The sequence below is a fragment of the Pseudonocardia adelaidensis genome, from assembly GCF_039543345.1.
Taxonomy (GTDB): Bacteria; Actinomycetota; Actinomycetes; order Mycobacteriales; family Pseudonocardiaceae; genus Pseudonocardia; species Pseudonocardia adelaidensis.
In genome coordinates this window covers 165,572-182,906 of sequence record NZ_BAABJO010000012.1, presented here as the reverse complement: position 1 = coordinate 182,906, position 17,335 = coordinate 165,572, and the positions used below count along the sequence as shown (strand labels likewise).

15 protein-coding genes are annotated in these 17,335 nt (G+C 74.3%); 3 read left to right on the top strand and 12 right to left on the bottom strand.

What is annotated here, in order from left to right:
- Position 1: 1 nt before the first annotated feature.
- On the bottom strand, positions 2–1,318 hold the full coding sequence (locus tag ABEA81_RS18200; RefSeq protein ID WP_345606415.1) for an aminotransferase-like domain-containing protein: 1,317 nt from the start codon (positions 1,316–1,318) through the stop codon (positions 2–4).
- Between the two features lie 311 nt (positions 1,319–1,629).
- On the opposite strand from ABEA81_RS18200, the gene ABEA81_RS18195 reads away from it, so the two are divergent.
- Positions 1,630–2,331, top strand: coding sequence for a GNAT family N-acetyltransferase (locus ABEA81_RS18195; protein WP_345606341.1), 702 nt, complete (start codon positions 1,630–1,632; stop codon positions 2,329–2,331).
- A gap of 55 nt (positions 2,332–2,386) precedes the next feature.
- Here ABEA81_RS18195 and ABEA81_RS18190 read toward each other — a convergent pair whose 3' ends face one another.
- The 9 genes from ABEA81_RS18190 to ABEA81_RS18150 form a co-directional block, all read right to left on the bottom strand.
- Positions 2,387–3,562 carry an N-acetylmuramoyl-L-alanine amidase gene (locus tag ABEA81_RS18190; RefSeq protein WP_345606340.1) on the bottom strand — a complete coding sequence of 392 codons (1,176 nt, stop codon included), beginning with the start codon at positions 3,560–3,562 and terminating at the stop codon, positions 2,387–2,389.
- A 199-nt stretch (positions 3,563–3,761) separates the two neighbouring features.
- Entirely contained in the window at positions 3,762–4,088 is a 327-nt protein-coding gene (gene trxA / locus ABEA81_RS18185) for a thioredoxin (protein WP_075952539.1), read from the bottom strand.
- A 47-nt stretch (positions 4,089–4,135) separates the two neighbouring features.
- Positions 4,136–5,149 carry a thioredoxin-disulfide reductase gene (trxB, locus tag ABEA81_RS18180; RefSeq protein ID WP_345606339.1) on the bottom strand — a complete coding sequence of 338 codons (1,014 nt, stop codon included), beginning with the start codon at positions 5,147–5,149 and terminating at the stop codon, positions 4,136–4,138.
- A gap of 96 nt (positions 5,150–5,245) precedes the next feature.
- The gene (locus ABEA81_RS18175; RefSeq protein WP_345606338.1) at positions 5,246–5,908 is read right to left on the bottom strand and encodes a hypothetical protein; all 663 of its coding nucleotides are present in this window, start codon (positions 5,906–5,908) and stop codon (positions 5,246–5,248) included.
- Positions 5,905–6,450: an RNA polymerase sigma factor SigM gene (sigM, locus tag ABEA81_RS18170; RefSeq protein WP_345606337.1), complete on the bottom strand. Its 546-nt coding sequence runs from the start codon at positions 6,448–6,450 to the stop codon at positions 5,905–5,907. Before sigM ends, ABEA81_RS18175 begins: the two co-directional genes overlap by 4 nt.
- 74 nt (positions 6,451–6,524) lie before the next feature.
- Complete coding sequence (locus ABEA81_RS18165; protein ID WP_345606336.1) at positions 6,525–8,210, bottom strand: protein kinase family protein; 1,686 nt, start codon at positions 8,208–8,210, stop codon at positions 6,525–6,527.
- A 127-nt stretch (positions 8,211–8,337) separates the two neighbouring features.
- The gene (gene murJ / locus ABEA81_RS18160) at positions 8,338–10,005 is read right to left on the bottom strand and encodes a murein biosynthesis integral membrane protein MurJ (RefSeq protein ID WP_345606335.1); all 1,668 of its coding nucleotides are present in this window, start codon (positions 10,003–10,005) and stop codon (positions 8,338–8,340) included.
- Positions 10,002–12,449 carry a DUF6049 family protein gene (locus tag ABEA81_RS18155; RefSeq protein ID WP_345606333.1) on the bottom strand — a complete coding sequence of 816 codons (2,448 nt, stop codon included), beginning with the start codon at positions 12,447–12,449 and terminating at the stop codon, positions 10,002–10,004. The genes murJ and ABEA81_RS18155 overlap by 4 nt, the downstream gene beginning before the upstream one ends.
- Positions 12,446–12,940, bottom strand: a complete 495-nt coding sequence (locus ABEA81_RS18150; RefSeq protein WP_345606332.1) for an NUDIX hydrolase — start codon at positions 12,938–12,940, stop codon at positions 12,446–12,448. The genes ABEA81_RS18155 and ABEA81_RS18150 overlap by 4 nt, the downstream gene beginning before the upstream one ends.
- Between ABEA81_RS18150 and ABEA81_RS18145 the strand changes: the two genes are divergently transcribed.
- On the top strand, positions 12,931–14,505 hold the full coding sequence (locus ABEA81_RS18145; protein WP_425570595.1) for a CCA tRNA nucleotidyltransferase: 1,575 nt from the start codon (positions 12,931–12,933) through the stop codon (positions 14,503–14,505). The two genes, ABEA81_RS18150 and ABEA81_RS18145, sit on opposite strands and share 10 nt — an antisense overlap.
- A gap of 271 nt (positions 14,506–14,776) precedes the next feature.
- Here ABEA81_RS18145 and ABEA81_RS18140 read toward each other — a convergent pair whose 3' ends face one another.
- Entirely contained in the window at positions 14,777–16,150 is a 1,374-nt protein-coding gene (locus ABEA81_RS18140; RefSeq protein ID WP_345606331.1) for an MFS transporter, read from the bottom strand.
- A gap of 87 nt (positions 16,151–16,237) precedes the next feature.
- Between ABEA81_RS18140 and ABEA81_RS18135 the strand changes: the two genes are divergently transcribed.
- Positions 16,238–16,792: a YqgE/AlgH family protein gene (locus ABEA81_RS18135; protein WP_345606330.1), complete on the top strand. Its 555-nt coding sequence runs from the start codon at positions 16,238–16,240 to the stop codon at positions 16,790–16,792.
- Here ABEA81_RS18135 and ABEA81_RS18130 read toward each other — a convergent pair.
- On the bottom strand, positions 16,789–17,244 hold the full coding sequence (locus ABEA81_RS18130) for an SdpI family protein (protein ID WP_345606329.1): 456 nt from the start codon (positions 17,242–17,244) through the stop codon (positions 16,789–16,791). The two genes, ABEA81_RS18135 and ABEA81_RS18130, sit on opposite strands and share 4 nt — an antisense overlap.
- Between the last annotated feature and the right edge of the window lie 91 nt (positions 17,245–17,335).

Sequence of the window (17,335 nt, the reverse complement as noted above, 5' to 3'; positions counted from 1 at the left end):
ATCAGGGCGTGTGCGGGCTGGGCGCCTGCGGACCGCCGCCGAGCGCCGGCCGAGCCGAGCTGCCGAACGTGCGCATGACGTCCAGTTCGGCCTCCAGCACGCCGGCCAGCCGGCGCACGCCCTCGTGGATCCGGTCGGGCGCCGGGTAGCAGTAGGACAGGCGCAGCTGGCTGCTGCCGAAGCCGTCGGCGTAGAACCCGGTGCCGGAGGCGTACGCCACCCGGGCGGTGACCGCGCGCGGCAGCATCGCCTTCGTGTCGACGCCCTCCGGCACGGTGAGCCAGACGTAGAAGCCGCCATCCGGGACGTTCCACGTGCAACCGTCGGGCATGTGCGCCTCGAGCGCCTCGAGCATCGCGTCCCGCCGGTCGCGGTACGCCTCGGTATAGGTCTTGATCTGCGCCCGCCAGTCGTGCGCGCCGAGGTAGCGCGAGACGAGCATCTGCGTGAAGCTCGGCGGGCACAGCGCGGCCGACTCCGAGGCGAGCACGAGCCGGTCCCGCACCGCGGGCGGCACGAGCGCCCAGCCCACGCGCAGACCCGACGCGAACGTCTTCGAGAACGACCCGAGGTACACGACGTCCCGGTCCAGCGAGCGCAGCGCCGGGTAGGTCCGGCCGCTGAACCCCAGGAGGCCGTAGGGGTTGTCCTCGACGACGGCCACGCCGTACGACGCGCAGATCTCCAGGATCTCGGCCCGTCGCTCGACGGCGAGCGTGACGCCCGCGGGGTTGTGGAAGTTCGGGATCGTGTACAGGAACTTCGGGGTGATCCCCTCGGCGGCGAGCGACCGCAGCGCGTCGCGCAGCAGGTCGGGGACGAGGCCGTGCTCGTCCATCGCGACGTGCACGACGCGCGCCTGGTACGCGGCGAAGCTGCCGAGCGCGCCCACGTACGAGGGGCCTTCGGCGAGCACGACGTCGCCCGGGTCGCAGTAGATGCGCGTGACGAGGTCGAGCGCCATCTGCGAGCCGACGGTGACCACGACGTCATCGGGGTCGGCCCGAATGCCCTCGAGCGCCATCACCTCGCAGATCTGCTCGCGCAGGGCCGGTACACCCTGAGCGGAGCCGTACTGCAGGGCGACCTGGCCGTCGCGGGCGACGAGGTCGGCCACCTCGGCCGCGAGGGCGTCGAGCGGAAGCGCCGCGAGGTTCGGCATGCCGCCGGCGAGCGACACCACCTCCGGCCGGCTCGCCACGGCGAACAACGCGCGGATCTCCGACGCGGTCATCCCCGCGGTGCGGGCGGCGAACCGCTCCGTGGGCTCCGGCCGCGGTGCGCCCGCCGCCGCTGCCGCCCCCGCGCCCGCGGGCACGGCGTCGAACGGCGATGGGGGCGTGGCCGGCTGCGGCACGGTGGACCTCCCGGATCCTCTGCGGTGAGACCGTCCGAGTCTATGGGGTGCGGTCGCCGGCCCGGCCTCGGTCGTCGGCAAGGCCACACCGACCGCCACCAGTCCGGGTAGCCGGAATGGGGGAACCTGCGACCGATCGTCGTGGTAGGAGCACCGGTCGCAGCAGGTGGGCTGTCGCTTCCGCCTGGATCGATCTATGGTCTCGGGGTCGGCGCGGCGAGCGGCGCCGTGTGTCCGAGTTTCGCGATGGCTCCTCGCCGCCGGAGGTTGGTTTGTCCTGGCACGTGGCGGCGCTCACTCTCGACAATCTGGACGACCTGCCCAAAAGGTGCAGGCGCTGCGTCTTCTGGGAGCTGTCCGAGAACCTCGGCAAGCAGGCGGTCGACTTCGGCTCCACGGAGCTGGAGAAGGAGGCGTGGGTCTCCGAGGTCCTGCTCGAGTGGGGATCCTGCGGCCGGGTCGTCCACATGGCCGGGGCACCCGCGGGTTATGTGATCTACGCGCCGCCGTCGGCGGTGCCGCGTGCCGCCGAGATGCCCACCGGCCCGGTGAGCGCCGACGCCGTCCTGCTCACCACGATGCAGGTGCTGCCCGAGTTCTCGGGTGAGGGGTTGGGACGGATGCTCGCCCAGGCCGTCGTGCGCGACCTCACCCGCCGCGGCGTCAAGGCGATCGAGGTGTTCGGTGAGCAGCGGCCGGGCTCGGAGCCTGGTTGCCTCATCCCGGCCGACTTCCTCCGGGCGGTGGGTTTCAAGACCATCCGCCCCCACCCGCGCTTCCCGCGCCTGCGGATGGAGCTGCGGTCCGCGATGACGTGGAAGGAAGACGTGGAGGCGGCGCTGGAGCAGCTGCTCGGGACCATCACCATTCCCATGCAGGCGAGCAGCACCCGGTCCGAGCCCGTCCGTTCGGTACCCACCCGGTCCGGCGCGGCGCTCAGCGGCCGCCTCAGGGCCTCCTGTACGCCGCTCTGAGCGCCGTTCTGCACCGCCCGAACCCGATGGGCGCGACGCCTGGGTCGGTCGGCTCTCAGATCGCCTGGGCCCCGCCGCGCTCGAGTTCGCGCGCCAGCACGTCGGAGAAGGTGAACGTCCCGGTCGGTTGGTCGTCCTGCCCGAGCAGGTACAGGCGCTTGACGGCCACGAGGATGCCTTCTGCCACGACGTCCCGGAAGGCCAGGTCGAGCAGGCGGCGCCGGTCGCCGATGTGCGTGAGGTAGCCGATCTCCACGCGCACCGTGGGCATCCGGGTGAGCCGCAGCAGCTCCCAGGTGCGGGCCTGGGTGCGGCAGTCCTGCATGCCCGTGCGGATGAGCAGCTCGCGCTGGATGAAGCCGGCGAGCGCCTCCCCCACCGTGGAGGTGGCGCCCGACCCGTTGCCGAAGTGGAACGTGGCGAGGCCCTGCGCGTGCATGCTGCGGTTGGCGTCGCTGTGCAGCGAGAGCACGAGATCGGCACCCGCGTGGTTGGCGAACGCGGCCCGCTCGGTCTCGCTCGGGCAGGTGTCCTCCTGCCGGGACAGCATCGCGTCCATGCCGGTCGCCGTCATCCGGCCGACCAGCCGGCGCGCCAGATCCCAGACGATGTCGGCCTCCGCCACGCCGGCCACGACGACGCCGCGGTCGGTGCCGCCGTGGCCGGGGTCGACCACGATCCGCTTGCCCCGCAGCCGCGGGCCGGCCTGGCGCAGCAGCTCCTGCTCGCGCAGCAGCCGCGGGCGGCCGCCGGTGACCTTGCGACCGAGCTGGCGCAGCGACCGCAGGGTGGCCGGGCCGCACAGCCCGTCGGCGACGAGCCCGTACTCGCGCTGGAACTTCTTCAGCGCGGCCTCGGTCTGCTCGTCGAACACCCCACCCGGACGGCCGGGGTCGTAGCCCAGCTCCAGGAGGCGCTCCTGCAGCGCGACGACGTCGTCGCCGCTCATCGGGGCGGAGATCATGAGGGCGAGCATCCGGTCGCCCAGCTGCCAGCCGGCCTCGCGGAGCGCCCGGTAGGTGGCCGGCCCGACGATCCCGTCGGTGATGAGATCCCGCTGTTGCTGGAAGGCGCGGACGGCGTGCTCCACGTCGGCGTCGAAGACGTCCTCGCCCACCCCGTCTTCGCGGGGACCGTGCGCGTCGGCCGCGGGCAGCAGGCCGAACCGTCGCAGCGTGGACCGGATCTCGACGACACCCGGACCGCTGTCACCTCGGCGCAGCAGCTGCATGCACCCCTCGCTCGCTGTAGTGGCTTCCCGTTCTCGGACCGCCCGCCCCCGATCCGGGCCGTCGACCATTGTGCCCTGCCGGCGGCCGACGCGCGGACAGCGGGCCGTGTCCGGCCGTGTTCGTGTCGTGATAAGCCCCATGAAAGGCGAAGCCCCGCTCCCGGCGAACGGGAGCGGGGCGATCACCCCTGAGCGCGGGTCAGGCGAGGTAGTCGGCCAGGTCGGAGAGCAGCGCGGCCTTGGGCTTGGCGCCGACGATCTGCTTCACCGGCTTGCCGTCCTTGAACACGATCATCGTGGGGATGGACATCACCTGGTAGTCGCGCGCGGTGGCCGGGTTGGCGTCGATGTCCAGCTTGGCGACGGTGACCTTGTCCTTGTTCTCCCCGGCGATCTCGTCGAGCACGGGTGCGACCATCTTGCACGGCCCGCACCAGGTGGCCCAGAAGTCGACCACGACGGGCTTGTCGCTCTTGAGGACGGCGCTCTCGAAGGAGGCGTCGGTGACCTCGACGGTGTTGGCCATGTGTACTCCGTTCCCTGGAACTGCCTGGTGTCCTGGTGTCTGCTGGGTCAGCCGGTGACGGCCGCGACCTGCTCGGAAGCCGCTCCGTAGCCGCCGCCGACGAGCTCGCTGGGCACCGGGGTCTCGGCGAGCCAGCGCTCGGCGTCGATGGCCGCTGCGCATCCGGAGCCGGCCGCGGTGATGGCCTGGCGGTACACGTGGTCGACGAGGTCGCCCGCGGCGAACACGCCCGGGATCGCGGTGCGGGTGCTGGGCGAATCGACCTGCAGGTACCCGTTCTCGTCGGTGGCGAGCACGTCCTTCACGAGGTCGCTGCGCGGGTCGTGGCCGATCGCGACGAACATGCCGCTGACGTCGAGCACCGACTCCTCACCGGTCTGCGTGTCGCGCAGCCGCAGCCCCGAGACGCTGCCGTCGCCGAGCACCTCGACGACCTCGGCGTTGGTGCGCCAGCGCATCTTGGGGTCGTCCTTGGCGCGCTGCAGCATGATCCGGGAGGCGCGGAACTCGTCGCGCCGGTGGACGATCGTGACCGAACGGGCGAACCGGGTGAGGAAGGTGGCCTCCTCCATCGCGGAGTCGCCGCCGCCGATCACCGCGATGTCCTTGTCGCGGAAGAAGAAGCCGTCGCACGTGGCGCAGGCGCTCACCCCGCGCCCGAGCAGGTTCTGCTCACCGGGAACGTGCAGGTAGCGGGCCGCTGCACCCATCGCGAGGATGATCGAGCGGGCGCGGTAGGTGACGCCGTTCGCCACCACGGACTTGACCTCGCCCTCGAGCGAGACCTCCTCCACGTCCTCCGCGCGGAGCTCCGCACCGAAGCGCTGCGCCTGGCCGCGCATCTGCTCCATCAGCTCGGGGCCCATGATCCCGTCGACGAAACCGGGGTAGTTCTCGACCTCGGTGGTGGTCATCAGCGCGCCGCCGAACTGCGTGCCCTCGAACACGAGGGGGCGCAGCTGGGCGCGAGCGGCGTACACCGCTGCGGTGTAGCCAGCCGGGCCCGACCCGACGATGATCACTTCGCGAACGTCGCCGGTGTTCGCTCGATCGCTGCTCACGGGTTGCGTCCTCCCTCGTCGCGTACAGCCCTGCAACACCTTCCCAGGGAGTGGCATTCCACCGTGGCCGGGGGCTGCACCAGCGCGTGAGCGGGGTCACCCCCTGATCGTCCGAGTGCCCAGCAGGACCCCGCCTCCCGGGCCGCAGCCGGGCGCGACGACGACGACGTGCAGCCGCCCGCGCTCACCCCCCGCCAGCAGCAGGAGCACCCCGTCGCGCCCGTCGAGGACGACGTCACGGCCGCCGAGGAGCGGGGCTTCCGGCGCCACACCGGGCGGTGCGACGGCCCTCAGGCAGCCGGCCCGCCGCGTCGGATCCGTGAGGTCGCCGACGTCGAAGTCACCCCGCACGGCGAGGCCCGCCACCACCAGGTCCACCCCGTCGGGCGACACCGGGGCCCGCTCCCGGGGTGCCCACAGCGCCCCCGCGACGACCGCGGCGGCGAGCACGGCGGCCGCCACGAGTGCCGGGCGGACCCGCAGGCGCAGGCGCGGCCGCGAGTGGACCGGTGCGAGCGCGGCCGCCTCCGCCGCCAGCGCCGCGTCCCACCGAGCGGCGTACCCGGCCGGCACCGGCGGATCGGCGAGCTCGTGCAGCTCGGCGCGGGTGCCGGCCAGCGCCGCGAGCACGGCGGTGGCACCGGGATCCTCCGCGGCGGCGGCCCGCACCTCCGCGGCCCTCGCCGGGTCGAGGAGGCCGGCGTCGAGGTCGGCGAGGAGGTCGGTGGGCAGGCCTGCGCGCTCGGGCGGCTCGGTCATCGCTCCTCCTCCCGCAGGTGGCCCAGCAGCGCGCCCAGCCGGACCCGGCCGCGGGCGCAGCGGCTCTTCACGGTGCCGACCGGGACCTCCAGCACGTCGGCGACCTCGTCGACGGGCCAACCTTGCACGTCGACGAGCACCACCGCCACCCGCTGGTGCGGGGGCAGCTCGGCGAGCGCGTCCACGACGGACAGCCGCGTGACCACGTCCGTCGCCACGTCCTGCCGCCGCTCCCGGGGCTCGATGTCGGCCAGCGGCACCGTGACATGGCGGCGCTCCTTGCGGAGGCGGTCGATGCAGGCGTTGACCAGGATGCGGTGCAGCCACGTGCGCACCGATGCCTCGCCCCGGTAGGCGCCCGCCCCGCGGTAGGCGGCCACGAGCGCCTCCTGCACGACGTCGGCGGCGTCCTCGGGATGGCGCAGGGTGCGCACCGCGATGCCCCACATCCGGTTCCGGTACCGGGCGACCAGCTCGCCGAACGCGTGCCGGTCGCCCGCCCGGTGCGCGGCGAGCAGCTCCGCATCGCTCGGTGCGCCCACGGTCGGACAGTAGGTCGGGAGGTCCGGCTCCCGTGGGCGTTTCGGAGAACTCGTGCGATCGAGACGGAGCGGAACTACGCGCCGGCGCGGCGGAACTCGACCTCGCCGATCTCGCTCGAGTACTGCTCGTCGCCGCCGGACAGCTTGGTGATCCACAGCAGCACGTGCTCGACGGGCTGGCTCCCCGCCAGCGACACTGGGGTGCGGCCGCTGCCGAGCGTGACCTCGGTGATCTTCTGGGTCTCCGACAGCGGGGAGTCGGCGGAGGGGGCGGACCGGACCTCCACCACGGTGCCGCGGCTGGGCGACTCGATCGTGAGGTCGGACAGCTGCACCGCCGACGCGAACGACACCATGATCCCGATGCCCGGCCGGTACGCGGGGAACTGCTGGTAGTAGGTGGAGGTGCCCCAGGCCGTGGCCGGGTTGTGGTCGATCACCCTGGCGGCCCGGTCGGAGTTGTCGGGGTCGCCGCCCTGGTCGTAGACCTCCACGGCGAGGCCGCCGACGGTGGGGCCGGCCGGCGCCGGGGCCGGGGCCACCTGCGGCTGCGCCTGTTCGGGCTGCACCGGCTCGCCCTCGACGACGATCGGCGGGCCGCCGCTGTCGACGAACATGGCGCCGAGCTGCACGCCCAGGTAGCCGAGGACCATGAGCACCGCCGCGGCGAGCGCGGTGAGCGCGATGGTCATCTTGCGGCGCCGCTGCGGGTCGGTGGGCGTGACGGTACGGCCGCGGTCCTGCCACACGTCCTCCGGCGAGGACGGCACGCCGTCGTGGGCCGGCGGGAACAGCGCCATCCGGTCGTCCTCGGCCACGACCTCGCTGAGCAGGCGCTGCACGGCCGCTGCGGTGTGGACGTGCCCCGGCGCGCCGTCGGGACCGAGGGTGCCCCGGGTGAGGGTGTCGAGCTCGACCGGAACCCCGGGCCTCAGCTCCGATGGCGGCAGCAGCGCCCCGGCCGGAGTGCGCTCGGCCGCCGGCAGCCCCGCGCGGGCGGCGTCGGCAGAGGACAGCGGCCACTGGCTGGTGAGCAGCGTGTAGAGCACGGCGCCGAGGCCGCGGACGTCGTCGGCGGGCGTGACGTCGGACCGGGGCAGCGCGAAGCAGAGCTGGGCACGCCCGTCCGGGGTGATCCGGACGCGCTGCGGGTGGTCGCAGCCGAGCACGAGGCCGTGCCGGTGGGCGGCCTCGGCCGCGGCGGCCAGCGGGGCGACCGCGCGGGCCGCGGCGAGCGGCTTGATCAGGCCGTCGGCCACCACCTCGCCGAGGCTGCGGCCCGGGACCCACTCGGTGACGGCGGCGCCCAGCACGTCGTCGGGCACGCTCGCGGCGCCCGGCGTGAGCACGTCGAGCAGCCGGGCGCAGCCGTCGTGCTCGAAGCTGCCGGAGCGCAGCGCGCGCACCACCATCTGCTCGGCGCGGGCGGTGTCGCTGAGGTCGTCCGCGAGCACCGCGCCGGGCGCGGGCCGCCGCAGCACGGTGACGGCGACGTCGCGGCGCAGGATCGTGTCCTCGGCCCGCCAGAACTCCGCACATGCCGCGGGATCGGTGCCCACGCGGGTGCGCAGCCGGTAACGGCTCGCCAGCAGGCTCCCCGCGATGGTGCCCGACGGCACCGGCGGCACCGCGGGCGCGGTGGGCACGTCGGTGGCAGGGGTGGTGCGCACCGTGGGCTGCTCGGTGGCTGTGTCGTTCGAGAGGTCGTCCGGGCGCTCGTCCGAGCGCTGTTGTTCGGGGACGCGCGGTGCGGTGTCCACCGAAGCCGCCGAATCGTCGGGCGACTCCCCGGGCGCGGCCGCACCCGAAGGTGGGCTCGCCAACTCACTCACCGCTACGACCTCCCCCGCAGTCGCGAACCACACCTCGCCCGGGGCAGAGCCTACGTCAGTAGCGGGTGCCCCGCCGAGAGTTCCCCCTGTCGACGAGCCGTTCGAGCCGCTCGAAGACGACCCTGACCTCACCTACGCCTATCAGGCGCATGACCAGCAGCGTTACCGGCCCGCCGAGCACGACCGCCACCCCCAGCTCGGTCCACGCCCTGGCCAGCGGGGTGAGGGTCGACAATGGACCGGCGGCGAGCAGCGCGACCACCCCGGCGGCGAGCAGCATCCCCGCCGCCGCCGCGAGCAGCGTGCGCCCGACTGTGGCGAGCACCACACCCGTCGGCACCCGGCCGAGCCTGCGGCGCAGGAGCAGCTGGCCGATCATCGCGCCCACCACGAACGCGGCGCTGTTCGCGACCGCGAGGCCGAGCACGACGTCCTCCGGCGCGAGCAGCGCCGGGCAGGCCAGCATCAGCGGGATCTTCGTGACCACCACGCAGAGCTGCACCAGCGTGGCCGTGCGGTGGGCGGTGAGCGCGTAGAACACGCGCGCCTGCAGCATCGTGAAGGCGAAGGGCAGGAGCCCGAACGCCGACACCGCGAGCGCGGTCCCGAGCCGGCCTGCACCGTCCAGGTTGCCCGACCGCAGGCCGAAGAGCGCGATGCCGACGGGGGTGCCGAACACCGTGAGCAGCACCGAGATCGGCACCAGCAACACCGAGGCGAGCTTGCCGCCCAGCCCGAGGTCGGCGGCGACGTCGTCGGTGCGTCCCTCGGCCGCCGCTCGGGACAGCCGCGGCATCAGCACGGTGAGCAGGGAGACCCCGAGCACGCCGTAGGGCACCTGCAGCAGCAGCCACGCGTTCGTGTAGATCGCGAAGGCCCCGCCGTCGGACCCGGTGGCGACCCGGGTGGTGACGATCAGGCCCGCCTGCCCGATCAGCACGTAGACCACCGCCCACCCGCCGAGGCTCGCCGCCTTCGTCAGGCGCGGGTCCCAGCCCCACTGCGGGCGGTACCGGAAGCCGACGCGGCGCGCGGCCGGCAGCAGCACGAGAGTCTGCGCGGCGATGCCGAGCGTGGTGCCGACGCCCAGCACGAGCAGGCGGGTGTCCTCGGGCGCCACGAGGTAGACGCCGACCACCGCGAGCACGACGACGTTGTTGAGCACCGGTGCCCAGCCGAAGGCCCCGAACGATCCGCGGCTGTTCAGCACCGCTCCGAGCAGCGCCCCCAGGCCGTAGAAGAAGATCTGCGGCAGGAGCATGTAGGCGAGCGTGGTGGCGAGCTGCGGGTCGGCCGTGCTGCTCGAGTGACCGCCCAGGTAGAGCTGGGTCAGCAGCGGAGCGGTGAGCAGCCCGGCCGCCGTGGCGACCAGCAGCGCGGTGCCGGCGAGGGTGATCAGCTTGCGGGTGTAGGCGTCGCCGCCGTCGGGGTCCTCGCGCTGGGCCCGTACCAGGAGCGGGATCATCATGCTGCTCAGGGCGCCGCCGATGAGCAGCTCGTAGACGATGTTGGGCAGCGTGTTCGACAACGTGTAGGAGTCGTTGAGCACGGTGGCGCCGAGCACCGTGAACAGCGCGACCTGCCGCAGGAAACCGGTGACCCGGCTGGCCAGGCTGCCCAGCGCCATCAGGCTGCTGGACCGGCCGAGCGACGGTTCGGCCCGTGCCGCGGGCACCACCGGGATCCGCTCGGTGACCGCGTCGTCCGGCGCGGGGTCGCTCACGGGCTGGGGACGCGCGGCGGCCCAGGGGGCGGGCGCTCGCCTCTCGGCGGCACCGGCGGGAGGCGGTCCGTGGTGGCGAGCGGGTCCGGGAACGGGTCGCCCGTGTGGTGGGAGCGCGGGCCCGGCGGCGTCTGCGGGCGGGGTGGCAGGGGCGGGACGGGCGGGCCCGACGCGGGGGGCCGGTTCCGGGGCTCCCCTCGGATCCGGCGCACGATCCGACGGCCGGCCAGCACCACGAGGAGGATGCCCGCGCTCGCCGTCAACCACACGGTGATGGTGCCGTAGGCGGTGGAGCGCACGCGCAACCGGCTCGGCTGCCCGAGCAGCTCGCCGTCCGGGGTGCGCACCGCGGCCTGCACGCTGAACTGCCCGGACCGGGTCACCTCGGCGCTCACCCGCACCTGGCGCCTGCCCAGCGGGGGCACCTCCTGGAGTTCGATCGGCGCCACCCGCAGGCCGGACGACGGCAGGATCTGCACGTCCACCCGCACGGTGACCGGGAGGCCGTTGGCCACCGTGATCAGGATCGGGGCGTCGGACGTGCCGAGCGAGTACGGGCCGGGCGGCTCGAGCACGCGGATCGAGCCCCGGAGCGCGGCCACGCGATCGGCCAGCGCCCGTGCGGCCGCCTCCGCGGCGTCCGGCCGGGCCCGCCACGCCGACGACACGGCGCGCAGCAGGCCGCGCCGCAGCGGCGTGAAGGCCTCCTCCGGGCTCACGCCGACGCCGGAGTTCGGCACGGCGGCGGAGGCGAGGTCGTCGATGTCCGCGTCGGTCCTGCGGACAGCGTCGAGCGCGGGCCCGGTGACCTCGCGGCCGCCGACCTGGAGCGGGTAGGTGATCGGTAGCGCTGCCGCCCCGGTGGCGGGCCCGGCGGCCAGCACGTCGTCGAGCTTGCGGGGCACGATCCGCCCGACGTCGAGCAGCTGGTCCACTGCGCCCAGCAGCGCCTGCGCCGCGGCGCCGTCGGCGGTCCACTGGTGCGGTGGGGCGACCACCAGCGGCCCGCCCCCGCGCTCCGCGCCGTCCCCGGGCTCCTGGGTGCGGAACGTGAGAGCGCCGACGAGGTCCTGCGTGGAGAGCGGGCTCGCGGTGCCCGCCGGGCTGACCGAGGGCGCCGACGCACCGCGGACCGCGCCCAGGTCCCCGCCCGTCGTGTCCGGGATGCCCGCCGCCGCCCGGGTGAGGAGCGGGTCGGTGAGCACGGTGAACTGGGCGCGCTGCCCGCCCGCGATCGGGAGCACACCCGAGTCGCGCGTCGTCCGCCCCTGCTCGACGGCGTCCGCGGACAGCAGCAGCGAGCGGCCGCCCGCCTGTGCGGCCGTGGCGAAGGTCGCGTCGTCCACCGCGCCCTCGACCGGCCATGTGACGTCCGACACCACGGGCGTCTGCAGGATGCCCTGCAGCACCTCCCTGCCATCGGTGATCGCCGCACCGGCCAGGTCGGTCATACCCGCCCGGCTGAGGGCGACGAGGTCGGCGTCGGCGTAGGGGAGCGCGATCACGCACCCTCCCCTGGCCACCGTTGCGAGCTCGTCGAGCCAGTGGCCCGCCGCGGCCCCGCCGGTGCCGGGCACGGGGTTCCCGTCCGGGCCGAGAACCTGGTAGCCGTTGGTGCTCCGCATCAGCGCGGCGGTCTGCACCAGCTCCGGGTCGATCGCGAGGCACGTCGCCTCGCGCAGCCGCGAGTCGGTGGGCGCCGCCCGGGCGAGTGCGTCCACGAGCCCGCCGAGGCGCCCGTCGGGCGCGAAGGAGGCAGCCAGGTCGTCGTCGGTGAGCAGCGTGGGCTCCCCCGGGACCGTGGCGAGCCTGCGCGGGACGTCGGTGATCGGCACCAGCAGCGAGAACGGGGTGGCACCGCCGCTGGCGGCCTGCGGCACCTGGTCGGGGGCCGCCGGGTCCGGCGGCAGCGACAGCACCGGCAGCAGCATCCGCACCGCGGCGAGCCGGGCACGCGCCCCGTCCGCCGGCGACCCGTTCACGTTCACGAGCAGCTCGTGCACGCCCGTGGCGTTCAGGGCGAGGCTGGTCTCCGGCGTTCCGCGCAGCGGGAGGGTCAGCCGCACGGGAAGCTGATCGCCCGGCGCGAGCTCGCCCTGCAGGGGCATGAACTGGGGGGTGACCGCGTCGGTGCGGGCCGTGCCGTCCAGCGCGTCGCGGAGCGCACCCTCGGTCTGGAGCGGGTTGCCGCGCTGCACCCGGATGACGAGGTCGCGCACCGGGACGTCACCGGTGTTGGTGAGCGTGCCCGCCACGACGAGATCGGGCGACCCGCCGGCCGTGACGACCCGGGGCGACATCTCCGAGAGCTCCAGCCGCAGCGGACCGTCCGCCGCCTCCCCCTGGACCGGTGCGGCCGCGGCCGCGCCGAGTACCGGACCGGCGCCGAGCAGTCCGGCCAGCGTCAGCAGGAAGATCGCGGCGAGCGCCGCGACCGGCTTCACGCGGATTCCTCCAGCAGTTCGGTGGCCCTCCTGATCAGCCGGCGCTCGTCGGCGTAGGCGAGGCGGCCCTCCAGTTCGTCGAGCGGCACCCAGGCCACCTCGGCGACCTCGATGTCGTCGTCGGACAGCTCGCCGCCGAGCGCCTGCAACAGGAAGTGGTGCACGGTCTTGTGAACGCGCCGGTCCTCGGCGACGAACCAGAAGTCGATCGTGCCGAGCGGTGCGACCACGCGGCCGATGATGCCGGTTTCCTCCGCGACCTCGCGCACCGCCGCCTCCTCGGCCGTCTCACCTGCTTCGATGTGGCCCTTCGGCAGCGACCACAGCAGGCGGCCCTTGCGGTCGAGGCGACCGATCACCGCGGCCGCGCCGGTGACGTGGTCGACGACGAGCCCGCCCGCCGACGTCTCGTCGACGGTGCGCAGCCGCCTGCGGCGGTCGGCCGGACGACCCCCGCGACGCCCCCCGGAGCGGCCGCGGGATGAGGACATGTGGGGATGGTAACGAGCCGCGGGCCCCGATCGCCCGCCACGAGCCGGGCGTGGCACCCGATACTCGTCGCCCCCCGAACGGGCGACGCATAGACTGGCGCGCCGTGTCCGCACCCGCCACGGCCTCCGACGCCGCGCCCAGCGATCTTCTGCGAGCCCAGGAGAATGCGGTCGTGCAGATGGTCACGGTCGGCCCGGTCGCCGAGGAGCTCGCCGACCGGTTCGCCGCCGCCGGTCACCGCCTCTACCTGGTGGGCGGCAGCGTCCGGGACGCGCTGCTCGGCCGCGACGTCTCGGACCTCGACTTCACCACGGACGCGCGCCCCGACGCCGTGCGCGCCGTCGTCGACGGCTGGGCCGACGCGGTCTGGGACACCGGCATCGCCTTCGGCACGATCGGCGCCCGCAAGCGCGGCACCACCGTCGAGATCACGACGTTCCGGGCCGACGCGTACGACCGCGTGTCCCGCAACCCGGTCGTGCGCTTCGGCGACACGATCGAGGACGACCTGCTCCGGCGGGACTTCACCGTGAACGCGATGGCGGTGCAGCTCACGGGTCCGCAGCGGCGGTTCGTCGACCCGCACGGCGGCCTCGCCGCGCTCGCCGCGGGCACCCTCGACACGCCGGCCGCTCCGGAGGAGTCGTTCGCCGACGACCCGCTGCGGATGCTGCGGGCCGCCCGGTTCGTCTCCCAGCTGGGCCTCACCCCCGCCGAGCGCGTTGTCGTCGCCATGACGGAAATGGCGGGCGAGCTGGCCCGGATCACCCGTGAGCGGGTGCAGGCCGAGCTCAGCAAGCTGATCCTCGGCACCCACCCCCGGCGCGCCGTCGAGCTGATGGTCGACACCGGCCTGTGCGACCACGTCCTCCCGGAGATCCCCGCCATGCGGCTCGCGATCGACGAGCACATGCAGCACAAGGACGTCTACACCCACTCGCTCGTCGTCATGGAGCAGGCGATCGACCGCGAGACCGATGGACCGGACCTCGTGCTCCGGCTCGCCGCGCTGCTGCACGACATCGGCAAGCCCGACACGCGGCGCAAGGAGCCGGACGGCCGCGTCAGCTTCCACCACCACGAGGTCGTCGGCGCCAAGATGGTGCGCCGCAGGCTGCGCGAGCTGAGGTACCCGAAGGCGATCGTCGACGACGTCGCCCAGCTGGTGTTCCTGCACCTGCGCTTCCACGGCTACTCGGGCGGCGAGTGGACCGACTCCGCGGTCCGCCGTTACGTCACCGACGCCGGTCCGCTGCTGGAGCGGCTGCACAAGCTCGTCCGCTCGGACTGCACCACCCGCAACCGCCGCCGGGCCGCGGCCCTCCAGCGCAGCTACGACTCGCTGGAGGAGCGGATCGCGCGCCTGCGCGAGAAGGAGGCGCTCGACGCCATCCGGCCCGACCTGGACGGCAACGACATCATGCGGCTGCTGGACCTCCCGCCTGGCCCGCAGGTCGGCAAGGCCTACAAGCACCTCCTCGCCCTGCGCATGGAGCGCGGACCGCTGGCCCGCGAGGAGGCGGAGGCCGAGCTGCGGGCGTGGGCAGCGGAGAACCTCAGCTGAGGGGTCGGTCGCTCGGGCCGCCGCTGCGGACCGGGGTTGGCGGGTGCGTGACCACCGACGGTGTGGGCGGTGACGGACTCGTCGGAAACGGCGCGCCCACGCCGCGCCTTTCATGATTAGAGCGACACCGCTCGTCTCGGCTCGAGATCGAACACCCGCGGTGTCGACCTGACCACGGACAGGCCGGCCCGCCCGGGTGTGATCGTTCCGAGGTGCGGCTCAGCGCCCCACCAGGGGTGTTCCACGTCCTCTCAGGTGGATCACGGGGCGGTCACCGGTCGCCGATCCGTCCCGGTGGCTTCACCGACATCGCCCCGAGCCCGCGGGCCCGGCGCAGCTGCAGGTCGTGGCCGAGGAAGCCGAGCACGTACAGCAGCGCCGCGCAGGCCAGCAGCCACGGTGCGGTGCCGTCGGTCGGGCTGAGCAGCGCGGCCGCGGCCACGGCCAGCACGTAGCCGACGTTGAACACGATGTCGTAGAGCGCGAACACGCGTCCGAGAACCTCGTCGCCGATCTCGCCCTGCACGGCCGCGTCGGCGCACAGCTTGACGATCTGGCCGGTGAGGCCCAGTACGAACGCCGCCACCATCACGGCGGGCAGCGAGAGCAGCGTCGCCACGGCGAGCTGCGCCACCGTGGCGACCACGAGCGACACGCGCACCGTGCGCGGCCGCCCCCACCGGTGCACCATCCACGGGGTGAGCAGCGCCGCCGTGGCCAGCCCGGCCGCGGCGAGCACGATGGCCTCGCCGAGCCCCGCCATGCCGGCCCGCAGCGGGCCGGCGTCGGTGAACGCGTAGCGGAACAGCAGCAGCGACAGCAGCGTCGAGACGCCGAACGCAAGCCGGTGCGTCCCGAGTGCCAGGAACGAGGCCGCCACCGACGGGGTGGCGATCGTGGCCCGCGCGCCGTCGGCGAAGCCGTGCAGGACGCTGCTGACCGTGGATCGGTGCCCGTCGCTGCGGTCCGGCCCGAGGGTGCCGCGGCGGAACCCGGCGGCCAGCACCGCGGCCAGCAGCGATCCGGCGATCGCCATGAGGGTCACGGCGCCCGACCCGGCGTCGCCCGTACCGACGAGCTCGCGCAGGCCGATCGACGTCGCCCCGCCGACGGCGGCCATCGCGGCGCCTGCCGTGACCGCGAACGTGTTGGCCTCCACGAGGTGCTCCCGGGGCACGACGTGGGGCAGCGCAACCGACAGCGCGGCGAGCACGAACCGGTTCACGCCCGCCACCGCCAGCGCGGGCAGGTAGAGGGCCGCGCCCGCGCCGCCGTACAGCACCACGGCCGCCACGACGACCACCAGCGCCGCGCGCACGAGGTTGGCGCCGACGAGGACGCGCCTGCGGTCCCAGCGGTCGATGAGCGCGCCGGCGAACGGTCCGATCAGCGAGTACGGCAGCAGCAGCACGGCGAGCCCCGCCGCCACGGCGAGCGGGTCGGCCTGCCGCTCCGGGTTGAAGAGGACGGCCCCGCCGAGGGCGGCCTGGAACATGCCATCGCCCCACTGCGTGGCGAAGCGCACGACGAGCAGCCTGCGGAAGCCCCGGGTGCGCAGGAGCCGGGTGAGGCCGAGTCGCGCGGTCGCCGGCGCGCCGGCGACCGCGTGAGCGGGCGATGGCGATCCAGGGCCCGAAGTCGGCACGGCTGGAGGCTACGCGCCGAGCCGGGGTGCGACGATGGGCGCGTGGTGGACGAGCGCTCCCGTTCTGGTTCGGCTCCCGGTTCGGAGGTGGCGCCAGGCACCCTGCTGGTGGCGGCACCGGGGCTGCTCGACCCCCACTTCCGGCGCACCGTGATCTACATCATCGAACACCGCGACCGGGGCACCCTCGGCGTCGTCCTGAACCGGCCCAGCGAGGTCACGGTGCGCGACGTCCTCCCGTCCTGGGCGCCGCTGTCGTCGCAGCCGCCCGCGGTCTTCGTCGGCGGGCCGGTGGAGAGCGAGACGGCGCTCTGCCTCGCCGCCGTCCGCACCGGTCAGGACCCGAGCCGGGTGGATGGCCTGATCACGGTCCGCGGCCCGGTCGCGCTCGTCGACCTCGACTCCGACCCGGCCGCGATCGCGCCGAACCTGCGCGGGTTGCGCGTGTTCGCCGGATACTCGGGCTGGGACGCCGGGCAGCTCGCGGGCGAGATCGCGCGCGGCGACTGGATCGTCGTTCCCGCCATCCCGGACGACGTGCTGGCCCGCCACGACGCGCGGTTGTGGGGCCACGTGCTGCGCCGCCAGGGCATGCCGCTCTCGCTGCTCGCGACCTACCCGCTGGATCTCAGGAACAACTAGCGGTCGGCCGCTTGCCGGGTGTCGGTCGTGGCGGTGCGGCAGCCCGCGACCAGGTCGCAGCCCGCGCACGCCCCGCCGCACACCGAGGGGGTGGGCTCGGCCGATGGCACGGCGCTCGCCGCGCGATCCCCGGCCACCCCAGCGACCCCCGTGAGGACGAGCACGGCGACCGTGCTCACGGCGACCAGCGTCCAGCCGAGCACGCCGGTGGCTCCGGCGATGAGCGCACCGCCGCCGACGACGGCCACACCGCCCGCGGCGCCGAGCGGGGCCGCCGCCACCTGGTTGGCCACCGCGAACGCCGCGTCCGAGCGCAGGCTCGCCGCCGTGCGCACCCCGGCCCAGCGGTTGCGGCGCAGCTTCCTGCGCATACCGAGGACGGCGATCGTGAGCAGCGCGGCGCCCAGCACGACGAGCAGGACACCCAGGGTGAGGCGGACGGGGAGCGGCACGGCGACCACGGTACGCGCAGTACCCGATCGCACCTGCCGCAACGGCGGCGCTACCCTGGTCACGTGGCCCGCCGACTTCTTCTCGAGGCCG

Coding starts and splice junctions, on each gene's coding strand:
- ABEA81_RS18145 (WP_425570595.1), top strand. CDS start 12,931: ATGAGGACATGTGGGGATGGTAACGAGCCGCGGGCCCCGATCGCCCGC.
- trxA (WP_075952539.1), bottom strand. CDS start 4,088: ATGGCCAACACCGTCGAGGTCACCGACGCCTCCTTCGAGAGCGCCGTC.
- ABEA81_RS18175 (WP_345606338.1), bottom strand. CDS start 5,908: ATGACCGAGCCGCCCGAGCGCGCAGGCCTGCCCACCGACCTCCTCGCC.
- ABEA81_RS18190 (WP_345606340.1), bottom strand. CDS start 3,562: ATGCAGCTGCTGCGCCGAGGTGACAGCGGTCCGGGTGTCGTCGAGATC.
- ABEA81_RS18150 (WP_345606332.1), bottom strand. CDS start 12,940: ATGTCCTCATCCCGCGGCCGCTCCGGGGGGCGTCGCGGGGGTCGTCCG.